The organism is Psychrobacter frigidicola (assembly GCF_007997305.1).
GTDB lineage: Bacteria > Pseudomonadota > Gammaproteobacteria > Pseudomonadales > Moraxellaceae > Psychrobacter > Psychrobacter frigidicola.
The window spans coordinates 59834-79838 of record NZ_VORZ01000005.1 but is presented as its reverse complement, the minus strand read 5'-3'; the positions used below and the strand labels follow the sequence as shown (position 1 = coordinate 79838).

Annotated in this window: 17 protein-coding genes and 1 rRNA gene; 10 read left to right on the top strand and 8 right to left on the bottom strand. The window is 41.5% G+C overall.

Annotated features, from left to right (window positions below; genetic code table 11):
• The first annotated feature begins 21 nt into the window (after nt 1–21).
• The 3 genes from rrf (at nt 22) to ES754_RS12005 (ending at nt 2053) form a co-directional block, all read left to right on the top strand.
• A 5S ribosomal RNA gene (rrf, locus tag ES754_RS12015) occupies nt 22–135 on the top strand.
• Between the two features lie 160 nt (nt 136–295).
• On the top strand, nt 296–1348 hold the full coding sequence (locus tag ES754_RS12010; RefSeq protein ID WP_147224441.1) for a 5'-nucleotidase: 1053 nt from the start codon (nt 296–298) through the stop codon (nt 1346–1348).
• 99 nt (nt 1349–1447) lie between these two features.
• Nucleotides 1448–2053 (top strand): rhomboid family intramembrane serine protease, encoded by a 606-nt coding sequence (locus ES754_RS12005; protein WP_147224440.1) that lies wholly within the window; start codon nt 1448–1450, stop codon nt 2051–2053.
• On the opposite strand, the gene ES754_RS12000 is transcribed toward ES754_RS12005, so the two are convergent.
• The 3 genes from ES754_RS12000 to ES754_RS11990 form a co-directional block, all read right to left on the bottom strand.
• Complete coding sequence (locus tag ES754_RS12000; RefSeq protein ID WP_147224439.1) at nt 2040–2585, bottom strand: hypothetical protein; 546 nt, start codon at nt 2583–2585, stop codon at nt 2040–2042. The genes ES754_RS12005 and ES754_RS12000 overlap by 14 nt on opposite strands.
• A gap of 153 nt (nt 2586–2738) precedes the next feature.
• Nucleotides 2739–4607: a sodium:solute symporter family protein gene (locus ES754_RS11995; protein ID WP_147224438.1), complete on the bottom strand. Its 1869-nt coding sequence runs from the start codon at nt 4605–4607 to the stop codon at nt 2739–2741.
• A gap of 4 nt (nt 4608–4611) precedes the next feature.
• Entirely contained in the window at nt 4612–4872 is a 261-nt protein-coding gene (locus tag ES754_RS11990) for a DUF4212 domain-containing protein (RefSeq protein WP_147224437.1), read from the bottom strand.
• An 860-nt stretch (nt 4873–5732) separates the two neighbouring features.
• Between ES754_RS11990 and ES754_RS11985 the strand changes: the two genes are divergently transcribed.
• The gene (locus tag ES754_RS11985; protein ID WP_147224436.1) at nt 5733–7229 is read left to right on the top strand and encodes an alanine/glycine:cation symporter family protein; all 1497 of its coding nucleotides are present in this window, start codon (nt 5733–5735) and stop codon (nt 7227–7229) included.
• Between the two features lie 116 nt (nt 7230–7345).
• On the opposite strand, the gene ES754_RS11980 is transcribed toward ES754_RS11985, so the two are convergent.
• Nucleotides 7346–8983: an electron transfer flavoprotein-ubiquinone oxidoreductase gene (locus ES754_RS11980; RefSeq protein ID WP_147224446.1), complete on the bottom strand. Its 1638-nt coding sequence runs from the start codon at nt 8981–8983 to the stop codon at nt 7346–7348.
• A gap of 651 nt (nt 8984–9634) precedes the next feature.
• On the opposite strand from ES754_RS11980, the gene ES754_RS11975 reads away from it, so the two are divergent.
• The 4 genes from ES754_RS11975 (at nt 9635) to ES754_RS11960 (ending at nt 13067) form a co-directional block, all read left to right on the top strand.
• Nucleotides 9635–10300 carry a DUF1285 domain-containing protein gene (locus ES754_RS11975; RefSeq protein WP_147224435.1) on the top strand — a complete coding sequence of 222 codons (666 nt, stop codon included), beginning with the start codon at nt 9635–9637 and terminating at the stop codon, nt 10298–10300.
• A gap of 136 nt (nt 10301–10436) precedes the next feature.
• Nucleotides 10437–11309, top strand: coding sequence for a glutamate racemase (gene murI, locus ES754_RS11970; RefSeq protein WP_420825352.1), 873 nt, complete (start codon nt 10437–10439; stop codon nt 11307–11309).
• Nucleotides 11310–11505: 196 nt separating this feature from the next.
• Nucleotides 11506–12522, top strand: a complete 1017-nt coding sequence (locus ES754_RS11965) for a DUF4062 domain-containing protein (protein WP_147224433.1) — start codon at nt 11506–11508, stop codon at nt 12520–12522.
• A 248-nt stretch (nt 12523–12770) separates the two neighbouring features.
• Nucleotides 12771–13067: a hypothetical protein gene (locus tag ES754_RS11960; RefSeq protein WP_147224432.1), complete on the top strand. Its 297-nt coding sequence runs from the start codon at nt 12771–12773 to the stop codon at nt 13065–13067.
• Nucleotides 13068–13201: 134 nt separating this feature from the next.
• On the opposite strand, the gene ES754_RS11955 is transcribed toward ES754_RS11960, so the two are convergent.
• Nucleotides 13202–14689, bottom strand: a complete 1488-nt coding sequence (locus ES754_RS11955) for a lytic murein transglycosylase (RefSeq protein WP_147224431.1) — start codon at nt 14687–14689, stop codon at nt 13202–13204.
• 420 nt (nt 14690–15109) lie between these two features.
• On the opposite strand from ES754_RS11955, the gene ES754_RS11950 reads away from it, so the two are divergent.
• The gene (locus ES754_RS11950; RefSeq protein WP_201538805.1) at nt 15110–16819 is read left to right on the top strand and encodes a DUF262 domain-containing protein; all 1710 of its coding nucleotides are present in this window, start codon (nt 15110–15112) and stop codon (nt 16817–16819) included.
• Here the strand turns inward: ES754_RS11950 and tmpT are convergent.
• From tmpT to msrA, 3 genes are all read right to left on the bottom strand, one after another.
• A complete protein-coding gene (gene tmpT, locus ES754_RS11945) occupies nt 16816–17508 on the bottom strand; it encodes a thiopurine S-methyltransferase (protein WP_147224430.1) in 693 nt (230 codons plus the stop codon). The two genes, ES754_RS11950 and tmpT, sit on opposite strands and share 4 nt — an antisense overlap.
• A 240-nt stretch (nt 17509–17748) precedes the next feature.
• Nucleotides 17749–18462 (bottom strand): DUF1499 domain-containing protein, encoded by a 714-nt coding sequence (locus ES754_RS11940; protein ID WP_147224429.1) that lies wholly within the window; start codon nt 18460–18462, stop codon nt 17749–17751.
• Nucleotides 18463–18512: 50 nt separating this feature from the next.
• The gene (gene msrA, locus ES754_RS11935; protein WP_147224428.1) at nt 18513–19034 is read right to left on the bottom strand and encodes a peptide-methionine (S)-S-oxide reductase MsrA; all 522 of its coding nucleotides are present in this window, start codon (nt 19032–19034) and stop codon (nt 18513–18515) included.
• Between the two features lie 131 nt (nt 19035–19165).
• Here msrA and cmoA point away from each other — a divergent pair, with 131 nt between their 5' ends.
• Nucleotides 19166–20005, top strand: a complete 840-nt coding sequence (gene cmoA / locus ES754_RS11930; protein WP_147224427.1) for a carboxy-S-adenosyl-L-methionine synthase CmoA — start codon at nt 19166–19168, stop codon at nt 20003–20005.

Sequence of the window (20005 nt, the reverse complement as noted above, 5' to 3'; positions counted from 1 at the left end):
GACTCATATCTAACCCCCTTTGCTGACGACCATAGCATGATGGCCCCACCTGATCCCTTACCGAACTCAGAAGTGAAACATCATAGCGCCGATGGTAGTGTGGTTCGCCCATGTGAGAGTAGGTCATCGTCAGCTCTCTATTCTAAAGATAAACCCCCTTGCGCTTATGTGCAAGGGGGTTTTCTTTGGGTTAAACTTAAATAATATTGAAAAGTCTACTTACGTATCATAGTTTAGTTGGTAGACTAATGGTCGGTAATTTCAAAAAATAATACTTAACAGAGAATAAAAAGTCATGGCAGTCGATTTTACTAACACTTTAATTGTTGCCATATCGGCAACGGCATTATTTGATTTATCAGAATCAGAAAATCATCTTCTACAACTTATAGAACATAGTCCCGCAGATGCGGTTAAAGATTTTCGTGATTATATGGCTGAGCGTGAAAATGACCCATTAACCATTGGTGCAGGTTTTCCTCTTATTAAAGCCTTATTGAATCTCAATAAATATTGTAATGATTGCATTACGGAGAACTCTGATACTGAGGCGCCATTAGTTGAAGTGGTTATTGTCTCGAAAAGTAGTCCGGATACTGGCATTCAAGTACTCAATGCCATTCGTGAACATGGACTTAATATCTCACGCTCCGCTTTTATTTCAGGTAGTCTGGTTGCACCCTATATTGCCGATTTTAATATCGACCTGTTTCTAACTACAAATCGTGGGGATGCTCAGCAAGTTGCTGATGCTGATATTTGTGCTTGCGCTATTCTTGATGCTACTCCTGTTAATACTTATACTCTCGATACTGAACAGTTGCGTATAGCTTTCGATGGGGATGCGGTACTGTTTGATGATTCAGGAGAATTGCTGTATAAACAAAAAGGGTTACGTGCTTTCCATGAGCGAGAAACACAAATGCGTGATTTGCCTATCGAGAAAGGTCCTTATGCAGAGCTATTAATAAAGTTATCCAAATTACAAGAGCGACTGCCTGCACGTGTTGAGCATTGTCCAATAAAAATTGCTTTGGTCACAGCGCGTAATGCACCTGCTGATCTGCGAGCTATCAAGACGTTACGTGAGTGGGGCGTAGACGTTGATATGGCATTTTTTTTAGGTGGACTTGAAAAAACGGCGGTACTTAAAACCTTTGCACCACATATCTTTTTTGATGATTCTGTTAAACATATTGATGCCGCGCGTAACTTTGTGCCTACTGCTTTAGTACCTTACCATTCCACTTCATTACTGCATGCTGATAGCCTGTTATCGACTGCTAAAACTGCCTCCTCACTGACCTTTAGTCCAGCGAAGCAAAGCCTGTTTGCAGCTAATAATTAGGATATATCTTTTATTTATGAAATTAATAGTTTTTGTTTCAAAAATTATTAAAATACTAGTGTAAAAATTCAGTGTCTCTATAGAAATGAAAGGCTACGTATGAACTGGCAACAGTGGTTATCGCTAATTATGGTGCGTTTAAAGCAGGTTATTGGCTCATATGCTTTTGTATTACTGCCGATGTGGGGAATGTTTTTTCTCAATGAGATAGCACTATTTGGGTTATGGAATATTTTTGGTATTGTTCCACGTACCCTCGATTTAGGCAGTATTATTGGCGTTTTCGCTTCATGGACAATGCACGGTAATTTTGCTCATTTAATAAGCAACACCTTTGTACTCTTGCAGATATTATTTTTGTTTGGACTGTTTGAGAATAATGCTTATCGCACTATTGCTAAACTGATCATTGCTTCAGGAGTCATGACATGGCTGCTAGGCTCACCACTTTCTATTCATATTGGGGCGTCAGGGCTTTGTTTTGCAATGCTGGGTTTTATGATAGGTGGGGCTATATTTGCGCGGCGTTGGGGGTACTTACTTGCCTGTATTGTCATGGGAGCAGGGTATTGGCTTACTATTAAACAAGGCTTGATGCCGCAGCAGGGTATCTCATTCGCGGCGCATTTTGGTGGTCTATGCGCCGGATTGTTAATAGGAGCGAATTCAAAGCATGCTTATACAGGCATATCTAAGCGTTATTAGCACATACGCTGATGAATAAGGGATCATCTGTGGCAAGCGGTCGCCACTTAGTCGTTTGCTTGACGTGCTCATCAATGGTTAGCTGACTGCCTTTTTCTTGTAACACATAGTCTGCACGTGCAGGTGCAGCACAGTCAATAACTTGTGGCACTTGTTGCACACTTCTACGTCTTTCAAATAAATATAAATTAACTAAATAAATGTCTTTATTATCTGCATTAGGACGAGCATTTCCGCTATCCGCGGCTATAAAGCGCAATGTTTGTGGCTTTACATATGACCATGGTCGAAACCAAGTGCTTTCTTCAACCTTTTTAATAACGGTGACGCCTTTAGGTAGCTGAGCGACTTCCTGATCGTACCAGTTATATTCTTGATGGATTTGAAAACCAAAGATACCAGCAGCTCCGAACAAGGGAATAAGCCACTTGGGCGCGCGTCTACCTGACAATTTACTAAGGTGAGTGATAATAAGTGCTATTCCCGCTAAGCCAAATCCAGCGGCTATGGTAGCGATAAACTCATAAAGCATAAGACGTATCCTTAACGTGATAGACACAGTTAACAAAGCATTAACTTGCCATAAAAAATATTTTATAACAACGATAGGATAAAAAAATCACTCACAAGCAGCTGCTGCCTGTGAGTGATATATAGTAACAGAGGAGACGTCACATTTAGTGGCTTAGTGGTCGACTGCACCGCCAGCACCACGTGGAGAACGTACGCTCTCAACGAGCTCTTGGATATGTAATGGTGGTGGCGCAGTAGCATAAGAGACAGCAAATGCTACGATAAAGTTAAGTAATGCACCAACCGCTCCGAATGATAATGGTGAAATACCAAACAACCAGTACTCTTCAGTATCAGGGAAGTTTGCAGTGCCACTGATGAAGAACCAGCCTTTGAATACGAAGATATATACTAAGATACTAATCAGACCCGTTAACATACCAGCGATAGCGCCAAGGTTGTTAATACGCTTAGAGAAGATACCCATCATAAGTGCAGGGAACAGTGAAGCACCTGCAATACCAAAGGCTAATGCAACCACCTGTGCGGCAAATCCTGGTGGATTAATACCTAACCATGTGGCAACCACAATCGCAATACCCATAGTGATACGCGCTACTTTTAGCTCGCCTGCATCACTAATGTTTGGATTAAGGTTACGTTTAATCAAGTCATGACTGATCGCTGAGGAGATAGCGAGTAGTAGGCCAGCTGCTGTGGATAGTGCTGCTGCCAAACCACCTGCGGCGATAAGACCGATGACCCATGGTGGTAACTGAGCAATTTCCGGGTTAGCCAATACTATGATGTCGACGTTGACATCAAGCTCATTACCTGCCCAGCCTCTATCAACGAAGACGCCGTCACGTTCTAAGGCATGTTCTGCTTGTGCTTTTTCTACTGCTGCTGTTGCTGCGGTGACATCGCCGCCATCAGCTTGTGCAGTAGCTAATGCAAGCTCAGCTACGCCAAGACCACTATCACTATATAACTGAATAAGACCATCGTTATTTAGGTCGTTATACTTTATAAGGCCAGTATCTTCCCAAGTCTTCATCCAGTCTGGACGCTGCTCATAAGCAAGAGGAGCTTCTTCAACACCTTGTGGATAGATAGTGTCAACTAGGTTTAGACGCGCCATAGCACCTACTGCTGGAGCAGTAAAGTACAGTAGCGAGATGAAGACCAATGTCCAACCAGCTGTCCAACGTGCATCAGCAACTTTAGGAACCGTGAAGAAGCGAATGATAACGTGGGGTAAACCTGCTGTACCAATCATAAGTGATAAAGTAAATAGCACCATATTTAGCTTGTTAGGTACATCAGCAGTATAAGCGGTAAAACCTAGATCAGTGACGATTTGGTCAAGCTTGGTTAAAATCGGTATACCTGTTTGAACATCATTTGAGAACAAGCCCAGACCTGGGATCGGGTTGCCCGTCAATTCAAGTGAAATAAATACCGCAGGAATCGTATAAGCAATCATTAGAACCACATACTGCGCAACCTGCGTGTATGTAATCCCTTTCATACCACCAAGTACCGCGTAGAAGAATACAACGACAGCCGCAATAATTAAACCAGTCGTGTTATCAACTTCTAAGAAGCGTGAGAATGCAACACCGGCACCTGTCATCTGACCGATAACATAAGTAGTTGACGCTAGAATCAAACACACCACGGCTACCATGGCAGCAGTTTTGGAATAAAAACGGTCACCAATAAAGTCAGGAACCGTGAACTTACCAAACTTACGTAAGTAAGGTGCAAGGAGCATGGCCAGTAGAACGTAACCACCCGTCCAACCCATTAAGTATACCGATGCACCATAACCACCAGCGGCAAGGATACCTGCCATTGAAATAAATGACGCAGCACTCATCCAGTCAGCGGCTGTCGCCATACCGTTCACTACAGGATGCACGCCGCCGCCTGCGACATAGAACTCACTAGTCGAACCTGCGCGCGCCCACCACGCAATACCGAAGTATAAAATGAAGGATAGACTCACAAAAATGATATTAATCGTAAATTGACTCATAGGTCTATTCCTCGTCTACGCCATATTGTTTATCTAACTTATTCATGCGCCATGCATAGAAGAAGATTAAGATGATAAAGACCCCAATGGATCCTTGCTGAGCGAACCAAAAGCCTAAATCAGTACCGCCTATCTTAATACCTGCCAATAATGGACGTAATAAAATGCCAAAACCATATGAACATAGGGCCCAAACGATTAGGCTACCTATAATAAGACGGACATTGGCTCGCCAATAACCGGATGGATCGTTGTGGTTCTCCATGGGACAACTCCTTTTGCCTGACATAAAAATAAAATCATTGGTTCGAATCTCATAAGTGATTGTGGCTTAGCGTCTATATCAGAGTGCAATATTATTTATGTATTACGCTCATAAAATTTGCTTTATAGACTACTAAATAAAAATAACCAATTTGTATCACTAACCAACATTACCAATAAATTGAACAAGTTCTGAGCTATTACTTAAAAATTAAATCAGTAACTTTATAATTTTACATATTTATAGCTTTAATCAAAATTATCGTAGGGGGTAGTTTGGTATACGTTAAGGAAGGTCGGTGGGGAATGACATTCCACTGTCTTGTTACTTCTATCGTCTTCCTAACGATATCATTTTTAGACTGATAACCTATAAAATGATAGCTATCGTCTTATTAGGAATATATACAAAATTTATTCATTTAACAATAAGTAATTTTACTTTACTTTGTGTAACTAAATATTCAGGTAGTAGAAACTATAATGTCTTTATGTTAATAGACATGGCAAATGCTTCTATAGTTAGCAACATAACGCTCTACCTACTAACATCATAGTATAAAGACCTTAGTCATACTATGGCTTTGCGATATATCGTATTTTGAATATAATAGATTCTAATAAATCTTTATTTAAAGAGTAAAATGAGCAATAGACAGAATGGAGTCTATAAATAAGGCACAACAGTAAAGTGTAACAACATGCTTCTTATTGTTTGTAAGGAAAAATATCAACTGCAATGTTCAAAATTAAGCAACTGTTATTGGTGGAGTGTTGATATTAACAACAAGGGTATCTAACGATACTAACAATAGTATCTAGACTGTGTGAAATACAAAATATAAAAAGTGAGAGGGTAGTATGGGTGAGGGGTTAGCAGGTTGGTTTAACAGTGTAGTGAACTACGGTGTAAGCATCATTTGGGGCAATAATGATTGGCTGATTGCCAGTAATCCGTGGTATGGGCTATTGATGTTCGTGCTCATTGGCGCGGGTGTTTATTTTACAATTGCGACGCGTTTTATGCAGTTCCGCCATTTTGGACATATGTGGCAATTATTACGGACGTCTAATCAGGGACGTAAAGATGGGGGTATCAGCTCATTTGAAGCGCTAATGACCTCTTTAGCGGCGCGCGTCGGTACTGGTAACTTAGCAGGGGTGGCCATTGCTATTTACTTAGGGGGGCCTGGGGCTGTATTTTGGATGTGGATGACAGCAATAGTAGGTATGTCGACCAGTTTCATTGAGTCTACATTGGCACAAGCGTATAAAGTGCCACATACTGATAATGTGTATCGTGGTGGCCCTGCCTATTATATTGAAAAAGGCTTAGGTCAGCGCTGGATGGCGGTATTTTTCTCGATTTGTCTACTGATTGCCTTTGGTTTGGCATTCAATGGTGTACAGTCAAATACGATTGCACAAGCTACCAATGAAGCGTTTGGCGTGCCGACGTGGATGACTGGTGTCCTATTGGTCGTGTTGGTTGCGCCAGTAGTATTTGGCGGTTTGCGCTCGGTTGCCCGTATTGCGGGTAAAGTCGTACCCGTGATGGCAATTTTATATATTTTATTGGCGTTATATATTATCGTAACTAACTTTAGCCAATTTCCATCAGCGATTGCCTTAATTGTAAAGTCGGCATTCGGGTTTGAACAGGCTGCCGGTGGGGTTATTGGTTATGGTATTGCGCAGGCAATGATTAACGGTATTAAGCGTGGTTTGTTCTCTAACGAAGCGGGTATGGGGTCAGCCCCTAATGCGGCGGCAACAGCACAAAGCTATCCGGATCATCCAGCGGTGCAAGGTTTTATGCAAATGCTGGGTGTGTTTATAGATACGCTTGTGATTTGTACGGCGACAGCTTCTATTATTATTCTCTCCGGTGTGGTCAATCCAAGTGTTGAGCAAGAAGGGATTCAGCTGACTCAGTTAGCGCTATCGCAATATGTTGGTGATATGGGCGTTATCTTTGTGGCCATTGCGATTTTCTTCTTCTCGTTTACCTCTATTATTGCCAACTACAGTTATGGTGAGTCGAATCTAGAATTTATTTCTGGTGAAAAGAATGCCAAAGTTATGATTATGGTGTTCCGTTTCTTGGTACTTGGCATGGTATTTGTTGGTGCCGTTGCCAGTTTACCTGCTATCTGGAACTTTGCTGACTTATCGATGGGTCTGATGGCACTGACCAACTTAACAGCAATTGTTCTCTTGTCGCCAGTGGCCCTTAGAATTCTACGAGATTATGAGCGCCAGCTTAAAGAAGGTAAAACGGGTGACCAAATTAAATTTCATCCTGATGATTTTGTAAAGCTTAAAAATGAGGCCAACCGTGATGCATGGGAAGATTAAAGAGTTCTTCTTACTGAACGACTGCCTTAACTTTTAAGGTTAAAAAAACCGCCCTTAGCTATTTTAGCTAAGGGCGGTTTTTTACTACGAGCAATTCATACTACTATATTTTATGCTTACATATTAGGATAGTTAGGACCGCCGCCGCCTTCTGGCGTAACCCAAGTAATGTTCTGTGAAGGGTCTTTAATGTCACAAGTTTTACAATGCACACAGTTTTGCGCATTGATAACAAACTTAGCCCCTTCTGCATCTTTGACCACTTCATAGACACCAGCTGGGCAGTATAAACGTGCTGGTTCTGCATACAATGGCAGATTAATCGAAATTGGCACGGTAGGATCCGTCAGTTTCAAATGCGTCGGCTGATCTTCTGCATGATTGGTATTAGAGATAAATACGGACGAGAGCTTATCAAAAACCAGCTTGCCATCAGGCTTAGGATAGTCCGGAGAATAGGCATGGTCGGCACGCTCAAGCTGATTGTAGTCGTATAAACTATCATGAATAGTCAGTGGCATTTTACCGCCGAGCATATTCTGTTCAATAAAGTTAAAGGCACCGCCCATCCATGTGCCCATGCGATGCATGGCTGGAGCGAAGTTACGTGCCGCATGATTGTCTTCATACAACCAAGAATCTTCATACATAGTCGTATATTCAGTAACTTCATCATGCTGACGCTCAGCTTGCAACGCCTCATAAATAGCTTCGGCTGCGAGCATTCCCGACTTCATCGACGTATGCGTGCCTTTAATTTTGGCAGGGTTTAAGAACCCTGCTTCATCACCTACCAGCACTCCACCTGGGAAGGTGAATTTTGGTAAAGAGTTTAAGCCGCCTTTGGTAAGCGAGCGCGCGCCATAAGAGAGGCGCTTGCCACCTTCTAAGATATTGCGAATCAGTGGATGCAATTTCAAGCGTTGTAATTCGTCAAAAGGCGACATGTAAGGGTTGGAGTAAGACAGATCAACAATCAGACCAAAGCTGACTTGGTTGTTCTCATCAAAGTATAACCACCACCCACCAGTAGAACCGGTCTCGCTGAGCGGCCAGCCCGAACCATGCATGACCACACCTTCTTCATGTTTTTCAGGGGTAATTTCCCATAGCTCTTTTAGGCCGATGCCATAATGCTGAGGGTCACAGTCTTTATCAAGATTAAAGCGGCTGATTAAGCGTTTGCCTAAATGACCGCGGCTGCCTTCAGCAAAAATAGTGTATTTGGCCAATAGCTCATAACCGGGCTCAAAGCTGGGCTTAGCGTCACCGCTTGCAGCGATACCCATGTCACCGGTCAAGACGCCTCTGACTGAGCCATTGTCGTTATATAAAATGTCAGCCGCTGAGAAACCTGGGAACATCATCACTTCTAACTCTTCGGCTTGCTGAGCGAGCCAGCGTACGACGTTAGCAAGGGAGACAATGTAATTGCCTTTATTATGCAGGCTCTCAGGGATAACAGAATCAATAAGTTTGGTAGTCTTCGTCGCAGAACCCAGCATATATACGCGGTCTTCACGCGCTGGCACGTTTATGGGTGCGCCTTTCTTCTTCCAATCAGGAATCAGCTCGTCTAAGGCACGGGTCTCAATAACTGCCCCTGACAAAGTATGCGCCCCAAACTCGGAGCCTTTTTCGACCAGACATACCGTAAACTCATCATTACCTGCTGCAATCGCGAGTTGGCGCAAACGAATGGCTGCACATAAACCTGCAGGGCCACCACCGACGATAAGGACATCGAATTCCATTGACTCACGCTCAATTTCTGGTTCAGTAGCAATAGGTTGTGGCGTCTCTTCAAGCTGTGGCGCTTCTTCAACCACTGCTTTTTCAACGACCACGTCTTCAGTAGCACTGTCTTTATTTAAGTCTGTTGACTCGTCCATGACTGGCATTGCAGTATTGATGGTATCAGCATCAAGGACCGGCGTTTGATTGTCTTGCTCTTGCATACCTACTCCTAAGATCTTAGTGGCTAATCTGCGAATATCGTTAGCAGGGCAATTGAATAATGAAGCTTGCACTGCCAATTACGTTGAGACATGTGGCTGCCCGATAAAAACGTTCTTCATAATGGCAACAATTGACAACGTTATTATGGAATACTATGAAAACAGTGTTTTTGAAAAAATGAGGTTTGGAATTAGCAGTGAAATCATAGCAGTATATAACGTAAAAAGGACAATTAAAACAACACCTATCCGGCTATTTTAATAAAAAACCATTACTTATTATAAAAGAAAAGACTTACAAACACGACACGCATTTCTCAATACCAGTGTTAAAGTAAAATGGATATGATACGCAACTATTATTTGTCTTGCTTTATCATACCCGAAACTAAAATGAATAGTAATGCTGGATACGGCAAACTTTGGTTAATACTAGGAGATGGTGTCATGACTGATGGAACTAATGTTGCAAATAGCGCACAAGATTCGGTACATAGCCTAAATAGCGTTGATGCGCTCGATCAGTACTTTAAATCCACTGCTAGCACGCGTCAAGGTCGGTCCATACCGCCCCTTGAAAACTGGCATCCTGAACAAATTGCTGATATGGATTTGGTAATCAAAGCCAACGGTGAATGGTGGCATGAAGGCAGGCAGATAACTCGTGAGTCGTTGGTGAGCTTATTCGCCACTATTTTATGGAAAGAAGACAATAACGGTACTAGTGAATACTTTTTAAAAACGCCCGTACAAATGCTCCGTATTGTAGTGGAGGATGTGCCGTTATTAATTAATGATGTCGGTATCATCAGTGAAGAAAATATAAGCTGGCTTGAATTTACGACGACCACTGGTGATGTGGTGCGCTTGGATGAAGACCATCAAATTGTCTTACGCGCTTATCAATCTATTGCGCAAGAAGCACAACAGTCATTGTCTGAGCCACAAGTACGCCCTTATATGCTGGTTCGTAACGGCCTGATGGCACTTATCGGTCGCAATGCGTTTTATCATCTGACAGAAATCGGCGATTTAACCGAGCAAAACGGCAACACCATACTAACGTTACAAAGTGGCGGCAAGTCTTATAAAGTTTCAATGCCAGCTAGCTGATTTTATATACTTAATAGACCTCAACTTATGACGGCATCAATAATAAAGGGTGCTAAAATAAGGCTTTTTCATATCCTTTTGGTAGGTTGAGTCACATATGAAGTCGGAAGCGCTAACCTCTACCAGTTTTTCTACCATGTATGATGGCCTGAGGAATCAAGACTGCACTGCGCCAATTGGGTTGTTTGACTCTGGGGTTGGTGGGTTATCCGTTTATAAGCATTTGGCACAGCAGCTACCGGCTGAGCGTTATGTTTATTACGCCGATACCCTGCATGTACCTTATGGCAACCGAGACAGCGACGATATTGAAGCATTGACTTTGATAGCGGTAGAGTGGTTATATCAGCAAGGCTGCAAGTTGATTGTTATTGCCTGTAATAGCGCCTCTGCCCATGCGTTAGACGCGGCTCGTCGCCATTATCCTCAGATGCCTATTGTAGGCTTAGTACCAGCGCTGAAACCTGCTGTACTTGATAGCCAAAGTGGTCATGTGGCAGTATTGGCCACTAAAGCTACCTTAAATGGCACGCTACTTAACCAAGTCATTACTAACATTGCAGCCCCTAATAACACGATAGTGACTAAGTATTTTGACCCGATGTTAGTACCGTGGGTAGAAGCTGGCATGCCAACCACTACGGACACTGCCCAACGTTTACGTCAGCAAGTAAAGCATTTTGCTGATGAAAATGTTGATTATTTGGTATTGGGTTGCACTCATTATCCATTTTTTAAAGATTTTTTAACTTATGAAATTAATGCGCGACAGCTGTCGATGCAAATAATCGATTCAGGCTCTGCTATCGCTACGCGTGTGCAGTATCTACTTGCCGAACGCCATTTACTTGCCAAAAAAAGTACCTTGATGCAGATAGAACAGACAGGTATTTGTTCTGAATATACACGCTATCCATTAACTTTTTACGCTAGTAAATATGATTATAAGCTCAGTGGCTTGGTTCGCCGTTTACTTGGTTCACAAACCCAGATAAACTATGTTGTATAGCTAAACAATAGTTATTGATTACTTAATTAGCACCTGCCAAAAATAGTAGATAATAAATATCCTTAGTTTTAATAAGGTTATGGGTAAAAATTCGATATAATTCATGCTTGTGACGCTAAGATTGTGCTAGGCTATGGCTCGTATAATTTTAAAATATTGATATTTATTAGATGTTATTATCGCAGCTGAGGTCATTTTGTCCAATCGACGCTATCATATCCATGTCATATGCGCGGCCAACGAACAGCCGCTTGTATTAGATCGCGTGGCAATATTTTTTCAGACGCGTGCGTTTTTGACCTATGATGTCTCGAGTGCACTGCCGCGCGCCGCGCTCTATGGCCGTCAATGTATTGAAGAAAGTGACTATACCGTAGTGGTGATCGGAGACAGCTACGGGGCAACGCACAATACCGGTGTTAGTCAGATGCACCTGAGCTATTTTAGTGCTAAAGCCAAACTCAAGCCTATGCTAATACTAATTAAGACTCAGCAAGAAAATACTGAGGTCAGTCCGCAGCTCAAAGAGTTTATACGGCTGGTTAAGCGGCAAAATATTGGTATTTATGAGTATACCAGCACGACTGATATTGATCGTCTGCTCATTCACGCTTATGAGGATATGATTGAACGCTATCCTGCACTGAGCTGGGTGCGAGAAAATACTGTAAATGCTTCTCCATCGCGAGCCAATGCTACATTACCCACACCTCCCCATACTTCTTCGTCGTCTACTATTCCAAGCATTAAACAGGTAGACAGTCAGCCTGCTGTGAGCGAAGCCTTTGACAGCTTAAATCAGTCACTAAACTTGACGGATACGTTTGAGTTTCAATATGGCGCTCAAGCTTATGAGGGCGGCAATTTAACTGATGTAACGATGAGCCTAAGCTGCACATGGCAAGAGATATTAAGCACCTTAGTTAAAATCCCCTCAGCTTTTTCAAGTTACGGTCTTCAAAGCGCCATCAATCGCCTCGTCACTACTAGAGCTGAGTATGGTATTAAGGCGCTCATGCCGAAGGTTCACGCTGTCTCGCGCTGTCAAATAATCCAAAACGACTTGTCAAAATTACAGCGCTTATTAATTGCCGCCAACTGGATACAACTGACCAATTCTAGCTCCCGCACATCACAAGAGCTTTGGAAGCTGACCTTTTATGCTAAGAAAATATATGAAGACAGCCAGTCTAAAACTGTGAGCGCTTTATAATACCGCATAATCCTTTTTGCGCTTATACTCTTAAAGCTGCTTCCCGTAGCTGCTACGTTTTGTAATATAAAGCATACGTGTCAACGGTTGTTAAATAGCGGTAGACTGATGATAATAAGCGACATAGCTAACTATATTTATAAAAAACTATACTTATAATAAGTTGAAATGTTTAAGTGATAACGCTTTTATTTCAGACTTAACTAAAACAAAACAACCAACCTATTTTAATATTTTAGGAGAATATAATGAATGACTCAAAACGTGATGAGCTCACAAAGAATATTACGGAATTAGAAGAAAAGATGCATGATACTGAACAGTTTCATACGTTAGAAGAGCAAGTTGCTGATATGAAGCGTCGCGGTATTGATCCTAGCAAATCTTATAACGATTGGGATGACAAAGAAAAAGACGATTGGGGTAACGCCACTTGGAAAGAAAATGGTAAGTGGGAGCCCAAAACACCTGAAGACCTCGATGATAAAGCTCGTGAAAACTGGGACGGTGACAATGGGAAGCTTAACCCACCACCAATCGTTTAAATGGTTCATCTAGTATTTTGGTGACATAATAAATTCAAGTAAAAAAAACCACGCCTGCTAGCGTGGTTTTTTATTAATCTGTAAGATTAAGTATTTAGCGATTGTCATAAAAATATTTTTTAAATAGTGCGCGTTTACTGCGCCCCATTATCTATACGCACCAAGCGCGTAGTACCGTCAGCATCAGTCATACGGCGATAACGAATATTAGCTGAATTCGATGGTTGCGCTGACAGCTGTGGAGAAGAAGGCGGCCTTGGAGTAATCGTTTGTTGCTGTATCAGCTGTCCCATACTATCTGCAGGTGCGGGGATTAAAGGACGGCTGTTGGTAGGTTGATTATACTGGTTGCCGTATTGGTTAGGAGGTGTAGCGCTACTAGGCTCAGAGTTACCAACGATTAGGCGATGGAAGTTCTGTCCGGCACGGCCATCAGCTGGGAAGATACCACGGCTGTTCTGATACTGCTGGATAGCAGTACGGGTATTATCACCAATAATGCCGTCAACGCCGCCAATATCGTAGCCAGCATTTAACAGCGCTTGCTGAATATCTTTAGCTTGTTGGCGACTGATACCAGGGTCGCTGGTTGGCCATGCGGTAATAAAGTCAGTCTTACTGCTGTCCGACTTGGCAATCAAATCAGATAAATGCGCAATTGCGAGTGCATAGCTCTCTGATGCATTATAAGAATAAAAAGTATCGAAGTTTTTACCCACTAAGAATGCAGGGCCGTCTTTACCTGCTGGCATTAACAAGCCTGCACTACTCAAGTCATAAGGTAATGTACCGCCATTAGCCAATGTTAAACCTTGACTGCGCCAATGACTCATAGACTTTTTATCTTTACGATTGGACGCCGCCCAATATCCGCTGGGCAGTTTGACTTCATAGCCCCACGCTTCACCATTACGATAGCCACGCTTGGATAAGAAATTTGCAGTCGAGGCCAAGGCATCAGGCACGCTATTAACCAAGTCACGGCGACCATCACCGTCAAAGTCTACGGCCAACTCTAAAAAAGTACTGGGCATAAACTGCGTCTGCCCAAAGGCACCGGCCCATGAGCCTGTCATATCGTTCGGGGCGATATCACCGTTTTGTACAATCTTCAAAGCATTAGCGTATTCACCGCGAAAGTAGCTTTGGCGACGATCAAAGCACGATAGCGTCGCTAAGGATTCAAACAAGGGCTTTTTGCCCAGCGTCTGCCCAAAGTTAGACTCAACGCCCCATACTCCTAAGACATGATCAGACTTGACACCATACCGCGATTCAATCTGGTTCAGCGTATCTGACCACTGACGCTTGGCGCGGATGCCATCGTCTACCCGTTCTTTGTCTACCAACACTGATAAATAATCCCAAATATCTTTTTGAAACTCAGGCTGATAGTTGAGTGACTGAATAACGCTTGGGTCAGGTTCACTTGGACGATAACGCTCAAATGTTGAGTTCGAGATGTCACGGAATTGGCTGCTGTTTTTAAGGGTGTTTAAGCATTGCTGAAATTCAGCATTTGATAGATTGGGGGCAGGAGGTGCCGCAGCTTGGGTGCTCATGGTCGCTAAGCTAAGTCCGATAGCGGCCGCTAAACTGGTATAGGTATTAAGATGGCTCATATCTGTGAAGTCCTCAAAGGATACTAGTTGATCAAAAAATCAGTGTAAGAAGTGTGGTTCAGAGTAACCAATATCAACGACAAAGAAAAGGTATCGATGTATTTAATTATTATAGGCTGACGTGGATTTAAGATGGAAGAGAGTTTAGAGATTATGATTTTCAAAAAAGGTTATGGTTAATGTGAAAAATATATTGTTTTACCAGTCTACCGTACTATGTTTTTTCAGCCAGATTGATAATATGAAAAACGATTTGCTTTCATTAGATGGTCGTAATACTTAGATAAGCATTGCTATACTGTTCATATCAAGTAAAAATAATAGTAATATAATTTTCAATACTATAAAACCAGTAACGTCTTATAGTATTGAAAATACTTTATTATGGCTTTATTTTGCCTAGGAGATTATATTTTGACCATGAATTTCAATACAACAAATAGTACGTTTCGTCAACTATTGGGTAATGGGTTGCGTTACCATGTTCCACCTTTTCAACGTGATTATTCATGGTCGGAGGTAGAATGGGATGAGCTGTGGCAGGATATAGAAGCTTTGTTCAGCGAAGATGCTGAATCTGCTCACTATATGGGCTATCTTGTATTACAAACTACAAATAATAAGCAATTTGATATTATTGACGGTCAACAACGACTAACAACGCTTAGTATTATGATTTTAGCAGGATTAAGCCTTTTAAAAGATTTAGTTAACAATGATATTGATGCTTTGCGCAATGAACAGCGATTACAACAATTAAAAAGTAATTATATTGGCTATACTGATCCCGTTACTCTTATTGAAAAACCAATGTTACAGCTAAACAGACATAATGATAAATATTATCGTAACCATTTAATCACATTAGATAAACTACCTCAGCGTGGCTTACATGCCTCTGAACACAGAATTCGTAAAGCGTTTAATTGGTTTCAAATTAAACTGAAGCAGAAGTTTGGTATGGAAAACGATAGTGGGCAAAACTTCGCCCAGTTTTTAGATGAACTAGTAGATAAGTTGTTTTTCACTGTTATTACAGTTAATGATGAACTTAATGCGTTCAAAGTCTTTGAGACTTTAAATGCAAGAGGTGTGCGACTGTCCTCTACAGATTTATTAAAGAACTATCTTTTTTCACTAGCAAGTGTTGATGATCCACATGATAGCCAAATAAAGCATTTAGAAGAACGATGGGAAAGCATTATTAGATTACTGGGGAGTGAAAGTTTTCCTGAATTCTTACGAGTTTATTGGAATAGTAGCCACAAGCTAATACGCAAAACAGATTTATTTAAGACTATTCGTAAGCATATTAGAAATAAAAGCGAAGCATTTGAGTTGGTCAAACAGATTGAGTTATCAGCTGATGCCTATACTGCTCTCAAAGATACTCAAGATGCACGTTGGGTAGAAGAATCTAAGTATTTAAAACAGTTGAGTATGTATCGAGTCAAACAGCCTTTTTCTGTATTACTTGCTAGCTATGAAAAGTTTTTTGAGAGTGATAGAGCAGGATTTTTATCAATTGTACGGGCAATAAGCATACTATCTTTTCGTTATAACGTGATTTGTAATAACCCACCTAATGAGCAAGAACGATTTTATAATAACATAGCTATTAAAATCGATAGCAATCAACTAGGTTCAGCTCAATCAATTATTAAAGCATTAGATGAAATTTATCCTAATGATGAGGTTTTTAAAAGCGCTTTCAGTGTTAAACAGTTAAAAACTACTGACAATCGTAATAAAAAGATTGTTCGTTACATTTTATGTGAGTTTGAAAGTAAAGCTAGTCAGGTAGCTATAGATGAAGATAATGATAAATTTAATATTGAGCACATCCTACCTGAAAATCCAGATGAGTCATGGGGCAGTATTGATGATAGCAAGATTGATGGACTGACATATCGGTTAGGCAATATGATTTTACTTGAAGCCAATAAAAATCGCGTAGTAGGAAACCAATCTTACCAGGAAAAGGTGAAAATATATAACACAAGTAGTTTGCATATGCCTCAACGTTTGAATCAACACTACAATGAATGGAGTCAAGACAGTATTGAAAGCCGTCAGAAACAATTAGCGAAACTTGCGAGCAGTATTTGGAAGATATCAGAACTATCTTAAGCAGAATAGCCGTTTGCTCTCAACAACCAAACATGCTCCGTCACTGCCATCTCTGGCGCGGCATTTAAAGTTGATGACTCACCTTCAAGCTCATTAACTTGATAATAATTACTGTAATACTGTTGGACTTGCTCGCTACTTATCGAAAACGGCGGGCCATTGCGTTTGCTCTGGTCATAATTGAGCGTCAATAATAGTTGCGGTGCATCATGACTGTCACTACCGACCCCGCTGCTAAGATTTCGCACTTGTTCACTATATTTTGGGCGCATATCTTCCGGCATAGCAATCAAGGCGGCTCTGTCATAGACTGCATCAACGTGACCGACATTCTCAGATGTTAGCGCAAAAATATCAGCAACCCATAATGCTAGCGTTTGACCAGACAGCGAGCTTTGATAGCATTTGATAGCTGGGTTAGCAGTAGGTTCAGTTATCGTAGGTTTGATACCTTGCTCGGCGAAGAATTCCTGCACCGCCGATGCAACCAATTCAATACCAACTACGTCATACCCTTGAGCTGCTAGCCATACCATATCGATTGACTTACCACATAATGGCACAAAGACACGGCTACCGACTGGTAAACCTAAAGCTGTAAAATATTTTATTAATAGCGGATTCACATCTGACTGGTTAAAACCAATCCGTTTCTCTTGCCAGCGTTCTTGCCAAAATTCAGGGTTCATATCATTACCTTTATCTATAATAATTTTTATTATTGACGAGTTTTATAACTATTAATGGCTTATGCGATAGGGCTCGATGAATAATTAGCTCTATGTCAAAAATCATAAAAAATTTAGTTGATACTAACATTATAATAGCTACTAAAAAGCCAAGCATAGCGATACTTGGCTTTTGGTTAATATTAAATTTTGAGACAATTGAGCTCTCAGATATCAGACAATTCAACTTTCAGATGGAAGCTACTTTGCGAGTACTATGTTCAGCTCTTTAATAAAAGTACCAATGCGCTCTGCATTTTTACCTAAATCGCTAGCCCCAACCCGTGATTTACTGCGAATATCGACTAAGCGCGCGTCGCCTTTATCGTTAATACGTATCACAACGTCATCTTTAAAACCAAACCATGCTGTAGTATCGGTTGCCTCAATCAGACCTTCATTAGCATTCGTATTCACCAGTTCCCAGTCTAAGTTTTTAGCGGCTTGTTCAATAGCGGTTATTAACTCAGCTTTTGGCTGCGGATAGCTAAGCGTTTTAAGTTCAGGGTACGCTTGACCTTGTTGCTCTGCGGTCTCACTGCCATCGTACTCTACCGGATTTGGCGCACCAGCTCGCAGCGGTGCGATAGCCACAAACTTGGGTGGGTTCACTAAATCGGTTGAAATATCATGGATAGGCGGGACACTTTTTCCCTTACTCAGCATACTCAGGGGTAGTGCAATAGCAATGGCGGAGAATACAATGACCATTATTGTACTGCCAATGGTCACCGTTTTACGCATCAACACAACTTGCAGTAATAGTAATACCAGCGCTGCAACACCAGCATATACGCCAAATTTAAACCCTGTGAATGCAGACCCTAAATCAATAAACCCGAATTTATGAAGAGGACCCGCTAACAAAACTAGCAACAAGGCGATTAAACTCACTATGCTCACTAAAATTTTCATGAAATTTCTCTATTGTAAGTGAGTTATCCGCCCAGCTAGAAGATGATGTTCTAGTTGGTCATATATTGACTAAATTCTTTACGTAACTTGGCAAGCTTGGGTGGAATAGCAAAGTTGCAGTAGGCTTGACCAGGGTTATTGTTAAAGAAGTCCTGATGGGCATCTTCAGCTTTATAAAAGTCAACGGCAGGATGGACTTCAGTGACGATATTAAGTCCCATATCTCGCAGTTTGTTAATCGTGCGATCAACGGTAGGCTTTTGATTTTCATCCGTATAATATACAACACTGCGATACTGGCTACCCACATCATTGCCTTGACGGTCTTTAGTAGTGGGATCATGCGTGCCAAAAAAAACATCTAATAGCACTTCTAGAGGCAGAAATGATTCATCAAACGTAATATTGATAACTTCAACATGACCAGTATTTCCACCGCAGACCGCTTGATAATTGGCAGTAGTAGCTTCGCCGCCCATATAGCCTGAAACAACAGATTGGACACCTTTTAACGATAAAAATACAGATTCGGTGCACCAAAAACAGCCACCGCCTAATATGATGTTTTGCATAATGTTATCCTATAGTTATAGAAATTTTTATTTAGTATGATGCGTTTAGCTTAGCAGTCAGGTAGGTGATTATAAGTAACAAACAGTAATGTTATAATGTGCTTTTGCTAAGTATATAAATGAGTTATTTCATGGATAAACCTACTTCTTTGCCAGACCCTGATATTGAACATCACACTGTTAATCACGACACTAGCCAAAATAAAGCTATTAAGCACGATACGTTATTTACGACGCCCCTTGATAAGGCCGCGCGCTTCTCCTTTGATGAGCAAGTGGTTGCTTGCTTTCCGGATATGATTCGCCGCAGCGTGCCGGGCTACGGTCAAGTATTAGCCATGCTTCCTATATTTGCGCGGCGGCATTGTAAGTATCGTCAACAAAACGAGCGTAATGGCCAGAGCCACCGTGTTAGCCGTATTTATGACTTGGGTTGCTCGCTTGGGGCAGCCAGTATGGCGCTGGCAGGTGAGTTTGCCGCTCATGATTTACAAATTAAAGCAGTCGATATCTCTCCAGCAATGACCACAGAAGCCCGTACTTTGTTAAGTGATAACTATCCTGAGCATGATATTGAAATTATCACAGCTGACATCAGAGAGTTTGAACTTGAACCTTGTGATATGGTGATTTTAAATTTAACGTTACAGTTTTTACCAGCCGCTGATAGAGTTGCGGTATTAGAGAAGATTTATGGAGCGTTAAGCGTAGGTGGTATTTTAGTATTAACCGAAAAGACCCATGCTTTTGATGAGCAGTCTGATGCTTGGCTGGTTGAACGCTACTACGACTTCAAGCGTGCTAATGGTTATACCGAAATGGAAATCAGTGGCAAACGTAATGCGCTTGAAAACGTATTGATTACTGATACCTTGGACGAACATCATGCGCGTTTGGGCGAGGTTGGTTTTGAGCGTCATTTGACTTGGTTTCAGTTTTTGAACTTTGTCTCTATTGTCGCTTTTAAATAG

Excerpts from the sequence above, each read along its gene's own strand:
- ES754_RS12010 (WP_147224441.1), top strand. The coding sequence starts at position 296 with ATGGCAGTCGATTTTACTAACACTTTAATTGTTGCCATATCGGCAACG.
- ES754_RS11940 (WP_147224429.1), bottom strand. The coding sequence starts at position 18,462 with ATGAAAATTTTAGTGAGCATAGTGAGTTTAATCGCCTTGTTGCTAGTT.
- ES754_RS11985 (WP_147224436.1), top strand. The coding sequence starts at position 5,733 with ATGGGTGAGGGGTTAGCAGGTTGGTTTAACAGTGTAGTGAACTACGGT.
- msrA (WP_147224428.1), bottom strand. The coding sequence starts at position 19,034 with ATGCAAAACATCATATTAGGCGGTGGCTGTTTTTGGTGCACCGAATCT.
- murI (WP_420825352.1), top strand. The coding sequence starts at position 10,437 with ATGTATGATGGCCTGAGGAATCAAGACTGCACTGCGCCAATTGGGTTG.
- ES754_RS11950 (WP_201538805.1), top strand. The coding sequence starts at position 15,110 with ATGAATTTCAATACAACAAATAGTACGTTTCGTCAACTATTGGGTAAT.
- ES754_RS12005 (WP_147224440.1), top strand. The coding sequence starts at position 1,448 with ATGAACTGGCAACAGTGGTTATCGCTAATTATGGTGCGTTTAAAGCAG.
- ES754_RS11960 (WP_147224432.1), top strand. The coding sequence starts at position 12,771 with ATGAATGACTCAAAACGTGATGAGCTCACAAAGAATATTACGGAATTA.
- cmoA (WP_147224427.1), top strand. The coding sequence starts at position 19,166 with ATGGATAAACCTACTTCTTTGCCAGACCCTGATATTGAACATCACACT.
- ES754_RS11995 (WP_147224438.1), bottom strand. The coding sequence starts at position 4,607 with ATGAGTCAATTTACGATTAATATCATTTTTGTGAGTCTATCCTTCATT.
- ES754_RS11955 (WP_147224431.1), bottom strand. The coding sequence starts at position 14,689 with ATGAGCCATCTTAATACCTATACCAGTTTAGCGGCCGCTATCGGACTT.
- ES754_RS11975 (WP_147224435.1), top strand. The coding sequence starts at position 9,635 with ATGACTGATGGAACTAATGTTGCAAATAGCGCACAAGATTCGGTACAT.
- tmpT (WP_147224430.1), bottom strand. The coding sequence starts at position 17,508 with ATGAACCCTGAATTTTGGCAAGAACGCTGGCAAGAGAAACGGATTGGT.
- ES754_RS11980 (WP_147224446.1), bottom strand. The coding sequence starts at position 8,983 with ATGGAATTCGATGTCCTTATCGTCGGTGGTGGCCCTGCAGGTTTATGT.
- ES754_RS11990 (WP_147224437.1), bottom strand. The coding sequence starts at position 4,872 with ATGGAGAACCACAACGATCCATCCGGTTATTGGCGAGCCAATGTCCGT.
- ES754_RS12000 (WP_147224439.1), bottom strand. The coding sequence starts at position 2,585 with ATGCTTTATGAGTTTATCGCTACCATAGCCGCTGGATTTGGCTTAGCG.